Annotated in this window: 16 protein-coding genes; 5 read left to right on the top strand and 11 right to left on the bottom strand. The window is 53.9% G+C overall.

Going from position 1 to position 19,808, the window contains the following annotated elements; all coding sequences use genetic code 11:
• Nucleotides 1–172 precede the first annotated feature (172 nt).
• Complete coding sequence (locus tag B1748_RS32660) at nt 173–2,491, bottom strand: helix-turn-helix domain-containing protein (RefSeq protein WP_087572156.1); 2,319 nt, start codon at nt 2,489–2,491, stop codon at nt 173–175.
• An 83-nt stretch (nt 2,492–2,574) separates the two neighbouring features.
• Between B1748_RS32660 and B1748_RS32655 the strand changes: the two genes are divergently transcribed.
• On the top strand, nt 2,575–3,279 hold the full coding sequence (locus tag B1748_RS32655; RefSeq protein WP_087572155.1) for a DUF421 domain-containing protein: 705 nt from the start codon (nt 2,575–2,577) through the stop codon (nt 3,277–3,279).
• Nucleotides 3,280–3,793: 514 nt separating this feature from the next.
• Here B1748_RS32655 and B1748_RS32650 read toward each other — a convergent pair.
• The 6 genes from B1748_RS32650 to B1748_RS32625 form a co-directional block, all read right to left on the bottom strand.
• Nucleotides 3,794–4,426 (bottom strand): hypothetical protein, encoded by a 633-nt coding sequence (locus B1748_RS32650; protein WP_256976086.1) that lies wholly within the window; start codon nt 4,424–4,426, stop codon nt 3,794–3,796.
• A 366-nt stretch (nt 4,427–4,792) separates the two neighbouring features.
• Nucleotides 4,793–5,956, bottom strand: a complete 1,164-nt coding sequence (locus B1748_RS32645; RefSeq protein WP_179215938.1) for an NAD(P)/FAD-dependent oxidoreductase — start codon at nt 5,954–5,956, stop codon at nt 4,793–4,795.
• A complete protein-coding gene (locus B1748_RS32640; protein ID WP_087572153.1) occupies nt 5,949–6,677 on the bottom strand; it encodes a methyltransferase domain-containing protein in 729 nt (242 codons plus the stop codon). The genes B1748_RS32645 and B1748_RS32640 overlap by 8 nt, the downstream gene beginning before the upstream one ends.
• Nucleotides 6,670–7,836 (bottom strand): type III polyketide synthase, encoded by a 1,167-nt coding sequence (locus B1748_RS32635; RefSeq protein ID WP_087572152.1) that lies wholly within the window; start codon nt 7,834–7,836, stop codon nt 6,670–6,672. The genes B1748_RS32640 and B1748_RS32635 overlap by 8 nt, the downstream gene beginning before the upstream one ends.
• A 90-nt stretch (nt 7,837–7,926) precedes the next feature.
• The gene (locus B1748_RS32630; protein WP_087572151.1) at nt 7,927–9,534 is read right to left on the bottom strand and encodes a response regulator transcription factor; all 1,608 of its coding nucleotides are present in this window, start codon (nt 9,532–9,534) and stop codon (nt 7,927–7,929) included.
• Nucleotides 9,535–9,538: 4 nt separating this feature from the next.
• Nucleotides 9,539–11,278: a sensor histidine kinase gene (locus tag B1748_RS32625; protein WP_256976085.1), complete on the bottom strand. Its 1,740-nt coding sequence runs from the start codon at nt 11,276–11,278 to the stop codon at nt 9,539–9,541.
• A gap of 357 nt (nt 11,279–11,635) precedes the next feature.
• On the opposite strand from B1748_RS32625, the gene B1748_RS32620 reads away from it, so the two are divergent.
• The 4 genes from B1748_RS32620 (at nt 11,636) to B1748_RS32605 (ending at nt 16,423) form a co-directional block, all read left to right on the top strand.
• Complete coding sequence (locus B1748_RS32620) at nt 11,636–12,526, top strand: ABC transporter permease (protein WP_087572162.1); 891 nt, start codon at nt 11,636–11,638, stop codon at nt 12,524–12,526.
• A gap of 21 nt (nt 12,527–12,547) precedes the next feature.
• Complete coding sequence (locus B1748_RS32615) at nt 12,548–13,459, top strand: carbohydrate ABC transporter permease (RefSeq protein ID WP_087572149.1); 912 nt, start codon at nt 12,548–12,550, stop codon at nt 13,457–13,459.
• A gap of 248 nt (nt 13,460–13,707) precedes the next feature.
• Nucleotides 13,708–15,330 carry an extracellular solute-binding protein gene (locus B1748_RS32610; RefSeq protein WP_373271320.1) on the top strand — a complete coding sequence of 541 codons (1,623 nt, stop codon included), beginning with the start codon at nt 13,708–13,710 and terminating at the stop codon, nt 15,328–15,330.
• Between the two features lie 31 nt (nt 15,331–15,361).
• Nucleotides 15,362–16,423: a Gfo/Idh/MocA family protein gene (locus B1748_RS32605; protein WP_087572148.1), complete on the top strand. Its 1,062-nt coding sequence runs from the start codon at nt 15,362–15,364 to the stop codon at nt 16,421–16,423.
• 143 nt (nt 16,424–16,566) lie between these two features.
• On the opposite strand, the gene B1748_RS32600 is transcribed toward B1748_RS32605, so the two are convergent.
• The 4 genes from B1748_RS32600 to B1748_RS32585 form a co-directional block, all read right to left on the bottom strand.
• Nucleotides 16,567–17,010, bottom strand: a complete 444-nt coding sequence (locus B1748_RS32600) for a HEAT repeat domain-containing protein (RefSeq protein WP_087572147.1) — start codon at nt 17,008–17,010, stop codon at nt 16,567–16,569.
• Nucleotides 17,011–17,209: 199 nt separating this feature from the next.
• The gene (locus B1748_RS32595) at nt 17,210–17,950 is read right to left on the bottom strand and encodes an N-acetylmannosamine-6-phosphate 2-epimerase (protein WP_087572146.1); all 741 of its coding nucleotides are present in this window, start codon (nt 17,948–17,950) and stop codon (nt 17,210–17,212) included.
• Nucleotides 17,951–17,982: 32 nt separating this feature from the next.
• Nucleotides 17,983–18,891 carry a dihydrodipicolinate synthase family protein gene (locus B1748_RS32590; protein WP_087572145.1) on the bottom strand — a complete coding sequence of 303 codons (909 nt, stop codon included), beginning with the start codon at nt 18,889–18,891 and terminating at the stop codon, nt 17,983–17,985.
• A 5-nt stretch (nt 18,892–18,896) separates the two neighbouring features.
• Nucleotides 18,897–19,790: an ROK family protein gene (locus tag B1748_RS32585; RefSeq protein ID WP_087572144.1), complete on the bottom strand. Its 894-nt coding sequence runs from the start codon at nt 19,788–19,790 to the stop codon at nt 18,897–18,899.
• Nucleotides 19,791–19,808: the final 18 nt, after the last annotated feature.

Below are 19,808 nucleotides of genomic sequence, written 5' to 3'. Positions count from 1 at the left end.
GCAGCTCTCCGCTTCACGCTTCTTCAACTCCTCGATCTGTAGTGGTTGTTGCTCCGTCATCGTAAGCTGCCGAGAGGCATATCGCCTATACTCATATCGCCAGTTCCCTTGCCGCGCAAGGGATTGCGGGGTTTTCCAATGAAATGATTATGCCGGATATGGCGCCTCCCGTTTACTTGCCTCCGTATTGCGAGCGATACTGCCCCGGAGTCATCTCCTCCTGCTTGCGGAAGGCCCGGATAAAGTTATGGGAATTGTTGTACTTCAGCCGTTCGGCGATATCCTTGACGGTCATATCGGTCTCCGTCAGCCACTGCTTGGCGATCTGCAGCCGGTAGCCAGCCAGATACTCGCTGAACGTGTGGCCGGTCTCCTTCTTGAAGACGCTGCTAAGATAGCTTGCATTATAATGCAGGCGCGCGGCACAATCCTCCAATGTGAACTCGGATTCATAATGATTCCGGATCAAATCGATAATGCGCTCCGACAGCTTCTGATCCTGCGAGCTGCGACGCTCGCCGAATTGACGGAGCATCGGAAGCACCAGCTTCTCCTTGAACCACTCCTCGATCTCCTCGCTGACATGCAGCGCCAGAACTTCCTCGTATAACGACATCCGGTATGCGCCGCTTTTGCCGAGCGTGATTCCCTCTTCCTGGGCAAGCAGCAGAATGCGGTTGAGCAGCCGAACCAGAGACAGCTGGTAGTGATCCGGCAGCTCGATCTGGTGGATGGCATCCGACATCCAGCCGCGCAGCAGCGTCAGCGCTTCCTCCTGCTCCGCGAGCTTGATCGCCTGCACCAAATCGTGTTCCGTCCGGACCGGATACTCCGCAATGATCGAGGACTTGCCCGCGTTCAGGCTGCCATACGGCACGATAATCCCTTTGCCGAGCCGAATTCGGTAAGTCAGCGCCTCCAGCGCTTCCTCGTAGGCGCGCGCGGCATGCTTCATATCGAAGAAGATGCCGCTGATGCCGATGCTGGCGGACAACCCGAGATAACGGGCGATCAGATCCTTCAGCTTCTCCGTCAGCCGATAGACATGCTCGTCTGCCGCTTCGCGCCCTCCACCTTCGTAGCCGGTGACCACAACGACGGAACGGTCCATCAACAGGACGGGAAGACGCTGCTCCTTCGGCACGACCTCCTCCGTCATGTTGGACACGGCAAATAGCAGCAGCTCCAGATCCTTGGATTCGTAATGCGTATTCTCCAGCGTGTCGACCTGAATGGCAAGGACCGCCATATGCTCCCAAGCGCGGCTCAGTCCGAAATGCTCCAGCTTCTCTCGAATTTCCGTCTCCTTGAGACTGCCGCTGAGCATCCGGTGCAAGAAAAGCGCGCCGACCTGCTGCGCCTGGCTGCGCATCTCGTTCTCCAGCTTGGAGTTGGAGTTGAACAACTGCTTGATATGATCCTCGATAACCTGGACTTCATTGCGCGACGAGGGTTCGCTGCCCTCGCTTCCGCCTTCGATTGCGGTAACCAAACGGTTGAGCGGCCTGTACAGCTTGTTCGTGGACAACCAGACGATGCCGAAGCACAGCAGCAGGATGAACAGGCTGACCGCCAGCGTAAACCAGCCGATCTGCCGCGATTCCGACGTCAACTGGTCGATGGATACGACAGACATATACGTCCAGCCGTTAAAGGCGGATTTCATATACGTCACCGTATAGGGGCGGCCGTCCAGCTCCGCATGCAATTGGCCGGAAACGCCCTTCATCGCAAGCTCCGCCTGGGCAACGGGATGCCCGGAGAGCGGCTGGCCGATCATCGTCCTGTCCTTGTGCAATATAATTTGACCGTCCTCGTTTACCACGAGGATTTCCTCTTGTCCCTCTCCGTCCGTAATAAGACCCGTAATGCTGCACGCCGGGATATTCGCGATGGCCAGGGCGTATTTGTGAATCGTAATATGGGGCAATTGCTTAACCAGGCTAATCATATAGGGACAGCTTTGGCTCGAGATGGGATCCTTGTAGTCGCTTTTGGCCACAAGCTGCCACGAGGTATGCGGAGTCAAATCGAATTTCGCAAGGTACGTTGCTTCGTCGGGATGCTCGTTCAGCCTCTTGATGCCCGAGTTTTTGATCAGCCAGTTGCGCTGTTTGTTAACGATGATAACGTCCTCTACCTTCGTATCAAAGGACTGCAGGTGAGTAATCTCGCTCTTGAGATTGTTGTACAGTTGGAAGCTTGGCGCCTCCATCTCGCTGTACATCGCATCCTCCATAACGCGGGATTCTGAAAGATTCGTCAGCGTATGCTCCACCGTTTTGAGCACTTGCTCGATGCTCGCGTTTAATTGGCTCAAGTATTGAACCTCGGCTTGATTGACCCTCTCTTGTACTTGTTTGGAGGACTGGATATAGGCGAACAGCCCGATCGCGACGACGGGCAGAATACTGAGTACGCTTCCAAGAAGAATCATTTTTTTAAGCAAGCTTTTTTTGCGCATGATGCCGGCAACCTTTCCGTAAACCATGATTACCTTTCATTATAATCGTCAATAGTGTTATTATCGAGCCTTACGACAGCTCCCACAAATCGGAACAAGGAGTCCTCCCATTGCAAGCATACGTAGAAGTTATTTTTCGAACGATCGCCGCTTTTATCCTCCTCATGATCACGTCGAGAATTCTAGGCAAGCAGACGATATCCAATATGACCTTCCATGACTTCGTGAGCGGCATCACGCTGGGCGCCATTGCGGCGAATTTGGCGTTTAACGATAAGCTCAACCATTGGCTCATCATCGTATCGCTTTTGATGTTCTTCGGCATCTCTTTCCTCGTGTCCAAGATCGCGCTCAAAAACCGGGCATGGAACCGGGTAGTATCCGGTACTCCGACCGTCGTGATCGAGAACGGCAAAATTCTCGAGGACAACATGCGAAAAATCCGCTACACATTGGACTCTCTGGCCCAATCTTTGCGTGAAAAAGATATTTTCAATATGGAGGAGGTCGAGTACGCGTGCCTGGAGGATCACGGGAAGTTGTCCGTCAAGAAAAAAAGCGAGTATGAGTGGGTGACGCGCAAGGATCTGAAGCTGCATACCGCGGCCGTCAAGTCGTTCCCTGTTGAGCTGATTATGGACGGTAAAATCATGGAAGACAATCTTGCCCAAAACGGGCTGACCGTCCAATGGCTGGAGCAGGTGCTGCGGCAGCGGAACAAGTCCGTATCCGACGTGTTTTATGCCGTGAGAGGTACGCAACATCAGTTGTATTTTGACTACTATCGGGATCACATTAACAAACCTATCGATTAGCCTCGACCTCGGTATGGAACTACTGTCCCTTTTGAAAGTGACGGTCACACCTCGACTCTTACAGCTCAAATCAGAGGCATTTCTCCCCTTTTTAGCTTCTAAGAGTCGCGTATATCCGTTACAATTGCGACTAACGAAAAACAGGCGGTTAAGGTTCGATAATGAGGCCGTCGATACATTGTGTGCAAAACTGGAAATAAAGCTGCAATCAATCATCGCCAACGAGTTAACGGAATTGAGGGCCCTTATATGGATCGTTTGGCGTGATTTTAAAGTCTAACGGAACTCTGCGACGTTATTCGTGAGAAATCCAGGCAAACCACGGACTTTTGCCCATTATAAGGGCTGTCAGTTCCATTAGATTTGCGAAATGCCGCTTTTTGCTGAAATAACGCCTTTCATTTCCGTTACAGTTGCTCCCGTTCATTTCTTACCTGACTCTTGCCCGCAATTTCACCTTTGCACAATGAATAGACAGCCTCCTGGTGTCTGTTAGGATCATGAGGGTATTGAATCAAGAACCTAATTTTTTGTAAATTCGTTTGACTCTTTTGAGTTGAGGAGCCGTTAAATATGGTTCTCTTGTTCGTAAAACATTCAAAAATTTCTCTTTATTCTCATCCGTTACTGCAACAAGCGTGCTTTCGGAATGCTGTGGAATTTCCTTCGTTCTGCAAGCTTCCAGGTGTTGGAGCAAGAACGGAAATATCTCGTCATTGTTTTTCTTACTGACGGCTGCCAGCTTCGCAAGCGTTAGGACGCCCTTGTCAATTGTAATAACCGAGCCTGATTTCATGGCTTGTTTTAAAGTGTCAAGATGAGCCATTATGGATTCCGAAGCTACCCCTGCAATCGTGGATAACGCTGTCATGCCGCCCCATACCAAACGGTTATCGCGGCTCTTCAGCAGCTCTACGAAAGTCGATGCATACTTGCTTATGAGTTCGGGCTTAACCTGTCCGATCTCGTACGCTACTTTAATGCAATCGTTTTGAATCTTTTTGTCCTTGCCAGACAGGTTTTCGATTATAACTTCTATACCCGCATGATCTTCTTCGCTAGCTAACCTGTGGGCCAGTTCAATGTTCGGCTCCTCATCGTTCCGACTTAATTGAGAAGCTAATAGGCTCACGATTGAGATTGACATCATAATCCCTCATTTATTTATCATTTTTGTAAATTCATTATAGCAAGTAATCAGACATCAATCTGTCTTGTACAAAAGAAAATGACAAGGGCTGTCGTTTTTAGTCGCGTAAAAAATCCCCCTGAAATCCTCCTCCAAAGGGATAATCATATCTCTATAGCTCCGTCCTTCAACACTCTTACAGCACATACCCTTCTTTTAACCAAATTTTTCGCTGTCACTTCTGGTACGGTTCACAGCGAATGATCTTAACTGTTCAATATAGAAACTTGTATTCCGCAGGATCAGGATCATATAAATAGCCGCCGAAATACTCATCGGCGGCAGTCTGTACGGTTGGCGCGGCGGCGCTTGCGGATTACAAGCTTACCATGGAGACGCATTCATCTTTCCTAGCCGCGTGGCTCTTACAAGACGATTGACGACGCCAGGCAATCGACTTGCGGCCGTGGCGGCCAGCATCGAAAACGCGGGATGGCCTGCCGTGCGCTGAAGCAGTCGCCCCCACCTGAGCGGGCCTCGAAAATGCCGGGCGATCGCTCCCTCATAATCGCGCCTCCATTGCTCTCGCGTCGCTTCGCCTCTCAAAAATAGATCGGCCGACTCCGAACAGAGCTGCGCGGAACGGATCGCCATCGACATGCCGTCCCCGCACAGGGGCGGTATGGTCACGCAAGCATCGCCAATTAAAGGGATGCCGTTCCAGGCGAGCGGAGCGTCATAGAGGCGCACGGGCGCAATCGCCGCTTGCGATTCCTCAAGGGGGAGGACCTCCTCCATCCTTCTTGCTAACGAGGGGTGGCGAGCCTCGGCCTCCTTAAGCCAACCGATCACCGTTGAGGGCGACTGCCGAAAGGCGCGCTGGTCAAACAACGCTGCTGCGTTAACGATACCCTGCCCGGCAGAAGACAGCCCCAAATAACCGCCTTCGAAAAAATAAAGCTCCAAATCCCCGTCCATCTCGATGCCGGACACATGAATCTTGATGCCCATGTACGGACATGGGGCAGGACGCCGGCGCACCGCATCCGGAAAATCCGGTACGCGCCCGTTTCCTCCCCATGCGCCGATTACGGTCCTCGATGAAATCGCAGCCGCCTCGGAGCCTCGCCTCGTCCGCAGTTCGTACCCATCGTTCGCCAAGCCAACCGCAGTAACGGCGGTTTCCGTCACGACTTCGGCTCCTGCAAGCCTTGCTTCTTCATGCAGAGCTTTATCGAGACGGTAACGGCTGATGCCCCATGCCGGACCAGGCAAGGGAGCGACAATCGAAGCGCCGTTTCCGAGGATCAGCCGGGCACGACTAATAACTGCCGGCTCCAGCGCCTGCAGGCAGTCTCCAAGTCCCAAGGCGATCAGCGAGTCGACCGCCTCGGGAGATAGAAACTCCCCGCAGACTTTATGGCGCGGGAACGTCCGGCGATCGATGAGCGCCACCTTCCAGCCTCGCCGCGCCATCAGAATCGCCATGCAGCTGCCGGCTATGCCCGCACCGAGAATGGCAACGTCCAACGTCCCGCGATCACTCATCCGCAACGCCCCCCGGTTGTGCCGCAATGGTAACGACATAGCGAAACAAGGGCCGCCAGTTGCAGGTCAGCCCGGGCGAGCCCAGCGCCTTGTCCAATTGCTCCCAATCCTCCGCGCGGAACCCTTTGGCAACGGATAACGGACCATCATTGCGAATATACCGGTTGGTTGACACCAGTCGGGCCGCGAGCCATACGGCAGCCCAAGGCAGCCAGTGACGATGAATATCTTGAATAACGATGCCGATCCTGGAGGCCCGCAGCATGGCGGAAGCAACGTCCGGCAGTTCCTCGGATGCAAAATGATGCAGAAACTGCGAGCCCGTCACGATGTCGGCCCCCCGCGCATCGAGATCCGCCAAGTCGCGGCACATCACCGAGACCCGGGGCTCGTCCGCAAAATAAGCGGCCGCTTCCGCACAGGCCTCCGGCGTCCGATCGACCAGCGTCACCGTCAGTTCGACGCCCTGCGCATCGGCCCACCTGAGCAAAGCCGCATTGACGTCGCCGGAGCCCGCCCCGATATCGAGCACCTCCAATCGCCGCGGCTTGCCCGCCTCCGCCCATAAGCGGCTAACTCCGAACAAGGTAGGGGCCGCCGCGCTAAAGAGTCGGTTCAACCTGCGCAGATGCCGCAGCGCCTCCCTAAGCTCCTCCCCGCCCTGCGACCGGTCGTCCATCAGCTCGTAAGCCGAGGCGCGTTCGCGAAACGTCCTAAACATAGGCGCTCATCCCTGCTTTCGCGCCGATCGCCGCACCGTCCTCCGAAGCAGGCAGATAGGCAATCGGTACGATTTCGCAAGAAAGTCCCGGACCGAAGGCCAGACAAAATCCCTCCGTTTTATCGGCCCCTTCCCGAATAAACGTGTCACGGATCGCCTTCAGCACGAACAAGATGGTCGCTGAGGACATGTTTCCATAATCGCGCAGCACGTCGCGGCTAAACCGGGTATGGTCCGGGGACAATGCAAGCGCTGCTTCAAGCTCGTCGATAATGCCCTTACCCCCGGGATGGATAGCCCAAACTCCCGGAAAAGGATCCTCATCCCGCAAAAGCGGAGCAAGCTGGCCGGGAATCTTCTCCCCAATCAGCTGGGAGATGCGAGGGGACAAAAACAGATCATATCCGTGATTGCCGACCTCCCATATCATCTCGCCGGCCGTACCCGGCATCAGGCTGCTGCGCGCTTCGCCAAGCGCGAAGACCGGACCATCCCGCTGCTCCGCTCTCCCGATGACGCATGAGGAGGCTCCATCGCCAAAAAAGGACGCTCCAAACAGCGCCTCGCGATCCGATGTCGATTGCATATGGATCGTGCACAGCTCTACGCTGACGATCAGCGCAACGGCGTCCGGATGTCCGGCGACGATATCCCGCGCCATGTCGATCGCTTTAAGACCGGCCGCGCAGCCGAGAAAGGTCAGCGGAATGCGGTTGACCGAAAGGGGTAGTCCAAGCTGCCGAACGAGCGTCGCATCAAGTCCAGGCAGAAATTGCCCGGTACAACTGACCGTGAGCAGATGGGTAACGGCCTCCGGTCCGATATCGGCATCGGTCATGGCCTTCTTGGCCGCCTGCAGCGCCAGCGGAATCGCCTCTTGCTTATAGATCGCCATTCGATCGGCCGTAGTCGGAACCGGCAATCCGGACAATTGGGCGAAATAACGGTTGTTCTCGGCTGGCTCGAGCAAATCGGGCTCGCATGTATAGCGGGTTTGCACCCCGCATTTCTTGAAAATCCGTTTGGCCCAGCGTGCGGCGTCCGGCGCCCCGCTAAGGGCGTGCGTCAAACGCTGCGCCGTGTCGGTCTGATCGAGTACATATCGGGGCACGGCCGTGCCAATGCCTAACATCGCAATCGTTGCCGCAGAAAGATGCATCGTATTTCAACCCCTCTTCAATAGAAATAAGACATGCCTTCCCTAATCTATTCTTTATGAAGAGGTATTATGATAAAGAGACTTGGGATTTCAAATCGAGCCCTCTCGACCTCCCTGCTTATATTCGTTCGGCGACATGCCGGTCTCCTGCTTGAACACCTTGGCGAAATAGGAGTAGTTCGCATAACCGACCTTCTTCGCTACGGCGAACACCGACATCGTCGTCGTACGCAGCAATTGCTTGGCTGCCGCGATTCGGGCGCCGATGACATAGGTACCCAGCGATACGCCCGTTTCCTTTTTGAAGATCCGCGCCAAATAGTCGGGATGGAGGTAAAAAACCTCCGCCAGACTGAGGCGGGTCAAGTCCTCGCCATAATGCGAATGTATATATTGTTTGATCTCTTCGGCTACGGTTGTAGGCTGCTCGGCGAAATCGCGGTAGGACAAGGCCGTCGTCACCAAATGCTGCAGGTAAGCTTCCATATCCTCGATCGAGTGCAAAGATTCGGCCAAAAGCCGCTCGCCTGTCTTGCCTTTGTACAATTGATGCGCTTGAATGCCCTTCGACTTGAGAAAGGCGTAGACGAGCTGCATCATATCGAGCTGGAACAGGCCCAGGGTGGAGACAGTGATATAGTTGCGAGACGATAGAAAGCTTAAATACGAGGACGTCTCCCGCAAAAAAACATCGGGCTGGCCCATCTCCAGCAGCCCCTCCAGCCGAGGCAGATCCGGAGGCGCGTAGCCTTCCTCAGCCGGATCAATAACGTCACTCGCGGCAAAAACCTGATTGCGCCGCTTGGCAATCCCTTTGTTCAGTTGCAGCAATTGCCTAATGCTTGCGCCGAACTCCCCAAGCCTTGACGGCATGCCGATGATGCAGCAGGCATCGCATTTCAGCGAGCGATTGGCTTGCTGGATAAACGATGCGCATAACTCCTCGAGCAATCGAGAATTCGGCGCCCCCTTCCATTTCAGCACGGCAATCCAATTATTTTCGCTGTATTCCAGCGCCGTCTCCACCGTAAATTCCGCATGCTGGTAAAGCTCGTATAAAACGTTTAGCAGCGCAAAATCGAACAGATTTTTTTCTTCCATCCCCATACTGCCCGCCGCATGAAAAAAATTAAGCAACAGCGGCTGAACAAAATCGTCCATGCCGTATGACAGATTTTGTTCCCGGGCTGCGCGGGCGACGTCGGCGGGCCTCAAAGGGGCGGAGACGCTGTCGCTGATCAGCTTGCGCCAGAAGTGCTCCAGCATCTTCGCCTGATTGCGTTTCCAGTAATACCCCTCCTGAATGGCCTCTTCCTCCCGCTGCTGCTCCTTGGCCCGTTCGACCGCTTTTCCAATAATAAGCATAAGCTTGTCGAATTGAATCGGCTTTAGAAAATATTCGAAGCTGCGCAGCTCGATTGCCTTCTGCGCATAGTTGAAATCGGCGTAATTGGTGAGCAGAATAGCCTGCACGTTGTAACGCTCCTCGCGAATCCATGCAAGAAGCTCAAGCCCGCTCCCTTGCGGCATCTCGATATCGGATATAAGAATTTGGATCGGATGCCGCTGCAAAATGTCGCGCGCCTGCGCCACATTATGGGCCGTGTGCACCGTATCGACGCCAAGCGAGGCCCAATCGACCTTCTTCTCCAGCGCCGTCACCACAAAGTAGTCGTCATCTACGAGCAATGCTTGCATTCGGCTAACCTCCTGTCTCGGATGGATGGGCCGGAAGCTCCGGCAGGTACAGGGTGACGCCGGCTCCTCCGCCGGCGCGGTTGCGGAAGCGCACATGCGCGCGTCCGCCGTACAAGGACTCCAGTCGCTGAATCGTATTCATGATGCCGATCCGCGTTCCATGCGTCTGGTCGAGCGGCAGTCTTTGGCGCAGCTTCTCCAGGACATGCGACGGAAATCCGGGACCCGTATCCGTGATCCGGATGACGGTCGCGATCTCGCCCCCGATCCGGCGGCGTCTGAGGATCAGCGTTATGAGCGATTTCTGATCCCGCGAGACCGCGTATTTGATCGCATTCTCGATAAAGGTTTGCAGTACAAGCGGCGGTATCGGCAGATCCGGCACATGCTCCGCTCCTTCTATTCGGTAAAGAAAGGCGTCGCGATAACGGTTCTTCTGAATTTCGAGATAGATGCGGACATGCTCGATCTCGTCTTCCATGCGGACAAAGTCCTGGCCGTTCTGGAAGATGTATCGGAAGTAGATCGACGTGGACATCGCCATCTGCTGGATCTCTTCGGTCATGTCCATCTGCGCCATGCTGTGTATGGTCGTCAGACAGTTCAGGAAGAAGTGCGGCTTGATCTGCAGCTTCATATAATCCAGCTGAATGCGCTGCTTCTCGATTTCCCGTTCGTAAATGTCGATTTTGTACGTTTTGATTTGCTGAACCAGCCCCGTGAACTGTTTATTGGCTTTCTCCAGCTCGGCGATATTGTTGCTCGCGATGTCGATCGGTTCGCCATCCTCGGTCCAAAAGGCCAGATTGTACGAGAAGCTCTTGATCGGCTGCAGCACCTTGTTTCGGAAATAAAGCATGATGAAGCTTAAGGAGCAGGCCACAATAACGGCCATCAACATGATGAGCAGCTGGGCGATCATGATTTTTTCGAAAGCGCCGAATTGAATGACCAGCCTGACGAAAAACGATGCGTTGTCGAACTCGCCTTTAACGGTCGTTTTGGTCTGGAACGGCATGAGCCAAGCGTAACGATCCTGCTCGATATGGGCAGGCTTTCCGTTGTTCGACATCGGACTCGTTACGAGGCTCCCGTCCTCGGTCCATAGGGAGGCGTAACCTTTTTCGCCCAGATTGATTTGGCGCAGCGGCTCAATCAGATCGTCGGCCGCGATCAGGCAGATCATATAGTTGCCGTGGTAAAGGAAAACATTAAGGATATAAAATGTCCCGTCCAGTTGGACAGTCGACCAGCGGGAATAAAACGGATCGTAACCTACACTCTTATCCATGTAAGTGTTCATCTGCCCCTTCAGCTCTTGAAATTCCTTGTACGTCAAGCCCATCGGCGCCACGTTGAGCATGATGTCCTTCTCGCTAAAGAAGAGAAAAAAGTTGTAATTGCGGTCGTAACTTTTTTGAAGCTCGACGAATCTTCGGAATAACATATCGTTGGCTTTGATGAATTCGGTGTCGTTCAACTCATGCGTGTTCATGATATTGACATTATCGTCGTTGGCCAGCGTCCATCCCATGAAGTGGTTGATATAAGAGAAATCTCCGTTAATCCTGTTGATGTACAAATACGCCGTGTCCCGCAAATCCCGCGCGGATTGCTGCTTGACGATCGCGATCGTCGCGAAGCTGATGATAAGGTCCAGAATCAGCGCGGATATGGAGATGATAATAATGATCCTGACATAATGTTTGATCGGATACAGCTTGTTCTCGGCCCGTTCCGCCACCTGCTCCGCAGCTCCCTTCGATCGTCCTCGCGTCACCGCCATGTATAGCGTTGTCAGATGATTATAATACCGGAAATCGAAAATGCAACCCGGCTACTCCGCCCCTGCCGCGAAATGTCCGGAATGGACAGTAAAAAGTCTGGATTAGGCTATATTTCATGCCGAACCGTCCCGAGAAAAGGAACTCCGGCTCCGCAAAGGTCCAGATATCCCCTTAAGATGGTCCAAATCGTATCGCCAGGGGTCCGTATAATCAAGGGCGAGGGGAAGAAATTGAACAGGGATGACCCATCACACAGCAATAGGAGGTTCGGACACTTGATCAATCGTTCATCGAAGGCCCATCTGCAGCGGTATATGCTCCGAATCGGCAAAAACTGGGGGCTGTACTTGCTTTTGCTCCCGGCAGTCACGCTGCTGTTATGTTTTACTTATAAGCCGATGTACGGGGTTATTATCGCGTTTAAGGATTTTAAGCCGGCTTTGGGGATTATGGAGAGTCCCTGGGTGGGACTCAAATACTTCGAAAAGTTTTTCCAGTCCTATCAATTCTGGATCACGATCAAAAATACGGTACTGATCAGCTTGTACAGCTTCGCGATGTTTCCGATTCCGATTATATTCGCCATCCTGGTGAATCAACTGCGAGCGAACCGGTACAAGCGGGTATTCCAGACGATCACTTATATGCCGCATTTCATCTCTACCATTGTAATCGCGGGTCTCATGATGATTCTGCTGTCTCCCGGCAACGGTCTCATGGGCAATCTGTTCCGACTATTCGGCGCGGAGGCGCCAAATGTCATGGGCTCGGCGAGTCTGTTCAGCAGCATCTACGTCTGGTCCGACGTCTGGCAGCATACGGGCTGGGACAGCATTATCTACCTTGCGGCGTTGTCGGCGGTCAGTCCAAGCCTGTACGAAGCGGCGACGGTGGACGGCGCAACGCGCTGGCAGAAAATATGGTATATCGACATTCCGATGCTCATCCCGACGATCGTTACCCTATTGATCCTGCGAGTCGGCGGATTGCTCGGCGTCGGCTTCGAGAAGGCCTACCTCTTGCAGAACAATTTGAATATTTCCGGCAGCGAGGTCATCTCGACGTACGTGTACAAAATCGGATTGCTCAGCTCGCAGTACAGCTTCTCGGCAGCCATTAATCTCTTTAATACGCTCATTAATTTTGCGCTGCTCATCCTGGTCAACCAAATAGCCAAAAAATATTCGGAGAATAGTCTCTGGTAACAGAAAGGAGGACAGACAGCCATGGAGACTGCAACGAATCATGTTCTGCCTATTAAAAGAAAGCGCGATAACGACAAGCTGCTGGAAACGTTATTGTATACCTGGTCCGTCATTGTGCTTATCCTTGTATTATATCCGCTTTATTTTATCGTTATCGCGTCTTTCAGCGATCCGTCGGCCGTAGGCAACGGGAAAGTGTGGCTCTGGCCTCAAGGATTTACATGGGACGGCTACAAGGAGCTGTTCAATCATTCGAATATATGGATCGGATACCGGAACACGATAGCCTACACGGTTGTCGGCACCGCGATCGGGCTCGCGGTCAACCTGTCGGCGGCCTACGCCTTGTCAAGGAAGGATCTGGTCGGCATCAAGCCGCTGTCGTTTTTCTTTATTTTCACCATGTTCTTCAACGGCGGCCTGGTGCCCACCTTTCTGACGATCCGCGATTTCAATCTGTATGATACGTTCCTGGTCATGGTGCTTCCTTTCTCGGTCGCCGTATTCGACATCATCGTGGCGCGCACCTTCTTCCGCACGGGCATACCCGCCGAGCTATGGGAAGCCGCGCAGATCGACGGCTGCGGCAATCTACGTTTCTTTGCGCTCATGGTGCTGCCGCTGTCCAAAGCCATCATTTCGGTGCTCGCCTTATGGTTCGCGGTCGGCCATTGGAACTCCTACTTCAACGCGCTTATCTACTTGCAGAATAAAGATCTCCATCCGCTTCAACTCGTGTTGCGGGACATTTTGGTCACCAATCAGATGCAGAACGCGCTGGGAACGGGAGAAGCGGCCCAGATCGCGCTGCGCTTGGCCAATCTGCTTCGTTACTCCGTCATTATCGTCGCGACGCTCCCTATTATGTGCCTCTACCCGTTCGTGCAGAAGCACTTCAACAAGGGGGTGATGATCGGCGCCGTCAAGAGTTGAACAGCAATAGAGGTAGTTCAAAAAGCCCGCTTCCCATCACGAAGTATGCCAAGAAGCTTATTCGGCATCGAATCTTGAATTCAGGCGAAACTTCCGGTGCTCACGTAGCTTCCACTACGCTCCGCTCCTCAGTTTCTACCTTCTTTCAATCTTCTCGGTGCTGAAAACCGGACTTTTTGAACTCGAACTAACAGGAATGCATGGCGTGTTACACTAATTCTATTAAAGGGGAGTTCGACATGGCGAAGATGAAACAAATGTTATCCGGCTTGGCTCTAATCTCTGTATTGGGAACGGCCGTGCTTGCAGGCTGCAGCAACGGAGCGGATCCCGACAATGGCGGATCGAACGAGGCTGGAGGCAAATCGACAAGCGAGCCCGGAAGCGGCTTTAACAAAGAAGGTTTGCCGATTACGGACAAACCGGTGACGTTGAATGCGCTGACGATTCGGTGGGGCAACATGGGAGATACGTTTACGAAAAATACCTGGCTGCAAGAGCTCGAGAAAAACTCCAACGTCAAGATCAATTGGCAGGTCATCTCCAACAGCGATTGGGAAACGCAAAAATCCGTCATGCTGGCAAGCGGCAAAATGCCGGACATCATTATCGGCAACATGGCCTTCGGCGATTCCGATATCGTAAACAACCTCAATTTGTTCCGTCCGCTGGACGACTACATCGAGCAATATATGCCGAATCTGAAAGCCGCGATGGCCGAAATGCCGGATATGAAAAAACTGAGCACATTCCCGGACGGCAAAATCTATTCGCTGCCCGCAAGGCTGCCGTCGCGCCCCTACTCCTCCGTACAGCCGGTCATCAACAAGGCATGGCTGGACAAATTGGGTTTGAAGGCGCCGGAGACGCTTGACGACCTGTACAATGTGCTGAAGGCGTTTAAAGAGCAGGATCCGAACGACAACGGCAAGGCGGACGAAATTCCGTACAGCGACTCCAAGGATGTCGACATGAATCTGTTCGCACCGTTCGGCATAACCGACATGCGCGGCAATCATATGATCGTCAGGGACGGCAAGCTGGAATATTTCCCAACCTCCGAAGCGTACAAAGCGGGAATCGAGTGGGCAAACAAATTGTTCTCCGAAGGGCTGATCGATAAGGAAACATTTACTCAGGACAACACGATGCTGACGGCCAAACGCCAAAATCCCGACGCGGCGCTGGTCGGCTTCTCCTACCAGTGGACGCCGGATGCCGTATTCGGCCAGTGGAGCGATCAATACGAAACGATCGTGCCGATTACCGGACCGGACGGCAATAAATATCAGATTGGCGACCCCAACGGTCTCAGCTTCCGCCGCAACGAGGTGCTCATTACGACAAGCAACAAATATCCCGAAATTTCCGCGCGCTGGGCGGATCAGTTCTACACCGGCGAAGCCAGCATCCAGAACTTCTGGGGCGCCATCGGCACCTCAATCGAGAAAAACGCCGACGGCACGTACACGCTTATGGATCCGCCGGACGGCACAAGCGCGGACGCCTGGTACTGGGACAGCTCCCTGCGCGACTTCGGCCCGAAATACGTCAGCCCCGAGTTCGAGAAAAACATCAAGCTCGACCCGTCAAGCGGCGACGGCTTGAAGCTGCAGCTCGACGGCCTGAGCAAGGACTATGTGACGGAGCCCTATCCGGAAGTCATGTACACGGTCGAGGAGTACGAGGAGCTTCCGACGCTGACCACCGATATCGAGAGCTATATTAAGAGCACGCGCGCCAAGTGGATCACCAAAGGCGGCGTCGATCAAGAATGGGACGCTTACGTCGAAAAGCTGAACGACATGGGCTTGCAGAAGCTGATAAAGATTTATACGGATGCTTACGAGCGTTACGACAATATACAGTAATGAAAATACTCAACCAGTTAAAGGAGCAGCTATGAGGACATATCGAATCGGATTGATCGGACTCGGCGGCATGGCGCATTCGCATATCCGTTGGATGGCGGATGAGCGCCGCTATAAAGTTGTAGCGGTAAGCGACGTGGATGAACGGGCGTTGGCGGAGAAGGGAGAACAGCTCGGCATTGAGGACGGCAAAAGGTACCTTGATTTTGTTAGTCTCATCGAGGACCCCGAAGTCGACGCGATCGTATCCGTAACACCGAACAACGTCCACTCGGATATTCTGCGCGCTTGTCTTGCGGAAGGCAAACCTTATCTCGCCGAGAAGCCGTTCACCCGCGTCTTTGAGGAGGCCGAGCAGCTTCTGGAGCTGTACGAACGGGAGCCGGTGCCCGGCATGGTTGGTTTTAGCTATCGCTACACGCCGGCCTTCCGCTATGCGCGCGAGCTCGTTCGGGAAGGCAAGTTGGGCACGGTGCGCAGCTTCTCGATCCAGTACTTGCAAAGCTGGGGAGCCGTTCCGAACGACACGCCGTATCTGTGGCGCTTCGACAAGGACATCACCGGCACGGGAACGCTCGGCGATCTGGGCTCGCATATGATCGATCTGGCGCGGTTTCTGTTCGGTGAATTTCAGGAGCTGTCGGCGCAGCTGCGCACCTTCGTTCCCGAGCGGCGGGATCCCGCTACCGGGGAGATGGTCAAGGTCGAGGTCGATGATTTCGTAAGCTTTCAGGCGCGGATGACCGGCGATGCCGTCGGCATCTTCCAATCGTCGCGCAACGCGATCGGCTCGGGCAATCAGCATGAGGTATCGGTCTATGGCGATCTCGGAACGCTGCATGCGTCCACGCTAAATCCCGATCAGCTCGTATGGATTCGCGAAGAAGCTCCGGGACAGCTTGCCAAGGCGGTCATCGACGTTCCCGAACGATGCAAAGTGTCGCAGTACGGCGACTTCCTGTCGCTGCTGGACGGCCTCGCCCCGGACGGCCTGCCGGACTTCATGGACGGGTACCGCAATCAAGAGGTGCTGGATGCCGTCATCCGCTCGAGCGCGGAGAAACGTTCTGTCGCGTTGTCTCAACCCAATTAATACGAAGTTGATTGGTTCGCCAATCGCCTACATGCAAATAGCGGTGCAGGATTGGAAATCCCTGCACCGCTATTTGCACTTCCTGTTACTCCGCCGCTCTTGCTTCCAGCATTTCTGTAATATCCCGCATACTCAGTTCCGGACTACCTTGTCGCTAACGAAGCCCACGCGTCTTCAAGCCACTTATCGAAGTCGTCGCCCTTTTCGCCTTCGCAGGTATCATAAATATCAAGTCTCATCTTTTTGAACTTCTCTTTGAAATCTGGATAAGCATGACCTTTCGGCAAGCTTTTCTTTATTCTTACCAGAATTTTGGCAACCTCTCTGCTTAAGGCGCCTTTTTTTCTTGGCGGAAGCTGGACATCTTCACCGAATTGTTTGAGCTTGCCAAAGGCAGCTTCCCGAACCTTATACACGCTGTCGTTATTCAGTCTATGCAATAGCACATCAATGGTTTGTTTCGTTTTCCACTGACCTAACTCTTCAACGGCAGCTAGTCGTTCTCTCCAATTGGACGTCCGGTTCGCGGCTGTTTTTAATTGATCATAATGGGGAGGCAACTCATTTTCCACTTCGTTTTTATTCAAAGGATCCCATCCTGTTCTATGGTGAATTCATAAATCGAAACTTTGATTCAATTATAGCACAGGCCACTCGCTTGCATCATGCTGCCTTCTCCACAGCTGGGCATGCAGGTCATCAGTCGTCGACTTTTTCTGGAATCATAGCAAATACCAGTCGCCACTTTTATCGGCGACTGGTATTTTCTTTCTCAAATACAGCTGGCTACTGATGCCGGTTCATCGGCTCTTGAAAGTACGTTTCATACGCTTTTGCAGTGGCTTGCTTGCTCGTCCCGGCTTCTACGAACCGTCTCGTAATCTCGAGCGGCCGGGTAATGGCTCCGCCGACCACGACGGATGCGGCGCCTACGGCCAGGCAGCGCTTGTACATCTCCGGCGTCAATACGTTTCCTTCCGCTATGACAGGAATGCCAACCGCGTCAGCCACCGATTTCAGAAAAACAAAGTCCTCGTCATATAGCTTGCCGCCAGCCGTATCAGATGTGTAGCCATACAACGTCGTCGATACGCAATCGAAGCCCAGCCGCTCCGCGTTCATCGCCTCCTCGACTGTCGAGATGTCCGCCATGAGCTGAACATAAGGATTCATCTCTCGGCAATAAGCGACCAGTTGGCTCAGCTTCAAGTCCCCCGGTCTCCCGCGTTCCGTAGCGTCCATCGCGATCATCTCGCAGCCGCTCTCCAGCAGCTCGTCGAGCTCCTTAACCGTTGCGGTAATAAATACATCGCTGCCCGGGTAATCCCGCTTGACGATCCCGATGACCGGAAGCGACACTTCTTGTTTGATCGCGGCGATATCGGCTTTCGTATTGGCCCTGATGCCAAGCGCCCCGCCTTGCGCCGCCGCGAACGCCAGCTTGCCCATAATGAACGGGCTGTGGAGCGGCTCATGCGGAAGCGCCTGGCACGATACGACGAGGCCGCCTTTAATCTGTTCCAACATTGGCCCTCGACTCCCTTGCCCTGAGATTGGTCTTATCTGCAGCCTGCGATGGATGCCTCGATCTCGGCATTCAGCGCGGCAAGCGATTCATGATGATCCGGCGTAACCGGCAGAAGCGGCAAGCGCGGCTCGCCCGTCTCGATACCCCGCAAGCTTAAAATATATTTGCATGCTCCATAGAGGGACGGATAACCCAGCAGCTTCTTGATGAAGCCGTTAATGGTCACTTGCAGGATCTGCGCCTCTGCCAGTTTCTCATGCTCGTAAAGCTCGTTCAAAGCGCAGAACAGCTCAGGCATAACGCCATACGTTCCGCCGATGCCGCCGTCGGCACCCATGATTCGTCCTGCCAGAAACTGCTCGTCCGGACCGTTGAACACGAGGAAGTCCTCGCCTCCCGCTTCCTTGAACTGCTGCAGCTCGAATGTGCTTTCGCCTGACATTTTGACTCCGATGACTTTGTCCTGCTTCGCCAGCTTGCGACATAGGCTCGCGCTGAGATGGAACCCCGTCGTCTGCGGGATGTTATAAATGATGAACGGCAGTCCCGTACTGTCGATCATCTGCTGCCAATGCTGCTCCACGGCCGCTTCCGGCAGCCGGTAATAGATCGCGGGCACCGCCGATATGGCATCCGCGCCCCAGCGCTCGGCATGTTTCGACAATTCCACGCTTTCGCGGGTAGAATTCGCGCCGACATGCACGATAACCTTCAGCTCGCCTTTCACTTCCTCCATCACGGCTTCAAGCGTCTTCTTGCGCTCCTCCGCCGATTGCAGGATGCCTTCTCCCGAGCTCCCCCCGACGTACAATCCTTTGATTCCCTTGCCTGCGTAATAACGCGCCAGCTTCTTGACCCGCTCACGGTTAACCTCTCCCGCAGTATCGTAAGCCGAATACATCGCGACGTATATGCCTTTAAAATCAGCTACTGCCGTCATCTTGCTCAACTCCCTCGTTCTTGTATGAAATAAGGATATACGGCCCCGAACAAAGCCGCGCGATTGCCCAACTCGGCCATTCGGAGCGGCGTCTCGGATATTCCCTCCGGCAAATAACTCCGGGTATGCCGGCGAATCTTGCTTATCAAATAATCGCCTTGCTCCGATACGCCGCCGCCGATCACGATCATAGCCGGATCGGCTATAAGGGCTACTTGGGCGATACCCTTCGCGATCTCCTCCGCCCAGCTCTCGATCAAGGCGTCATACGCCTCATTGCCGCCTCGCGCCTCTTGGAACAGCACATGCCCACAGCCGGAGAACCCTCCAAGCTCATCCTTTGCCCGACGCATCAAGGCGGACATGGAAGCCCGCTGCTCGTACGTTGTTCCCGTGGATTTGTCGTACAGAGAGTGCCCTAGCTCGCCCGCCCGGTAATGCTCGCCCATGACGAGGGAGCCTCCCCAATACAAAGCTCCGCCAATGCCGGTACCAAGTGTTAGGCAGAAGAAGCTGTCGCAGCCTTTGGCAGCTCCCATCCACTTCTCTCCGCAAGCTGCTGCATTCACGTCGTTGGCCACAAGCGCCGCCAAACCGAACCGATCCTCCACCATCGCTTTGAGATTGGCCCCCTTATAATCGGGTATCGTGCCTCCCGCGAACACAATTTCCCCGCTCTTGGGATCGACAACCCCGGCGGTGCTGATTCCAACGCCTTGCACGTCCTTGTAATGCTGGAGCAAATGCGCGATTATACCGGCCGCCTGTGCCGTGATCCGGAGACGGGCATTCCCCTGAGGCGTCATCATCCGGTCGTGTACGATTAGGTTTGCGTTATTGTCAATAACGGCGTACTTGATCTCTGTACCTCCAACATCAAGCGCAATATATCGTTGCATTTCCCGTCACGGCCTTTC

Origin of the sequence: Paenibacillus sp. MY03 (assembly GCF_002165585.1) — a bacterium.
GTDB classification, from domain to species: Bacteria; Bacillota; Bacilli; order Paenibacillales; family Paenibacillaceae; genus Pristimantibacillus; species Pristimantibacillus agaridevorans.
Note: the sequence above shows the minus strand (reverse complement) of the source record. Positions and strands in the feature narration are given on the sequence as shown.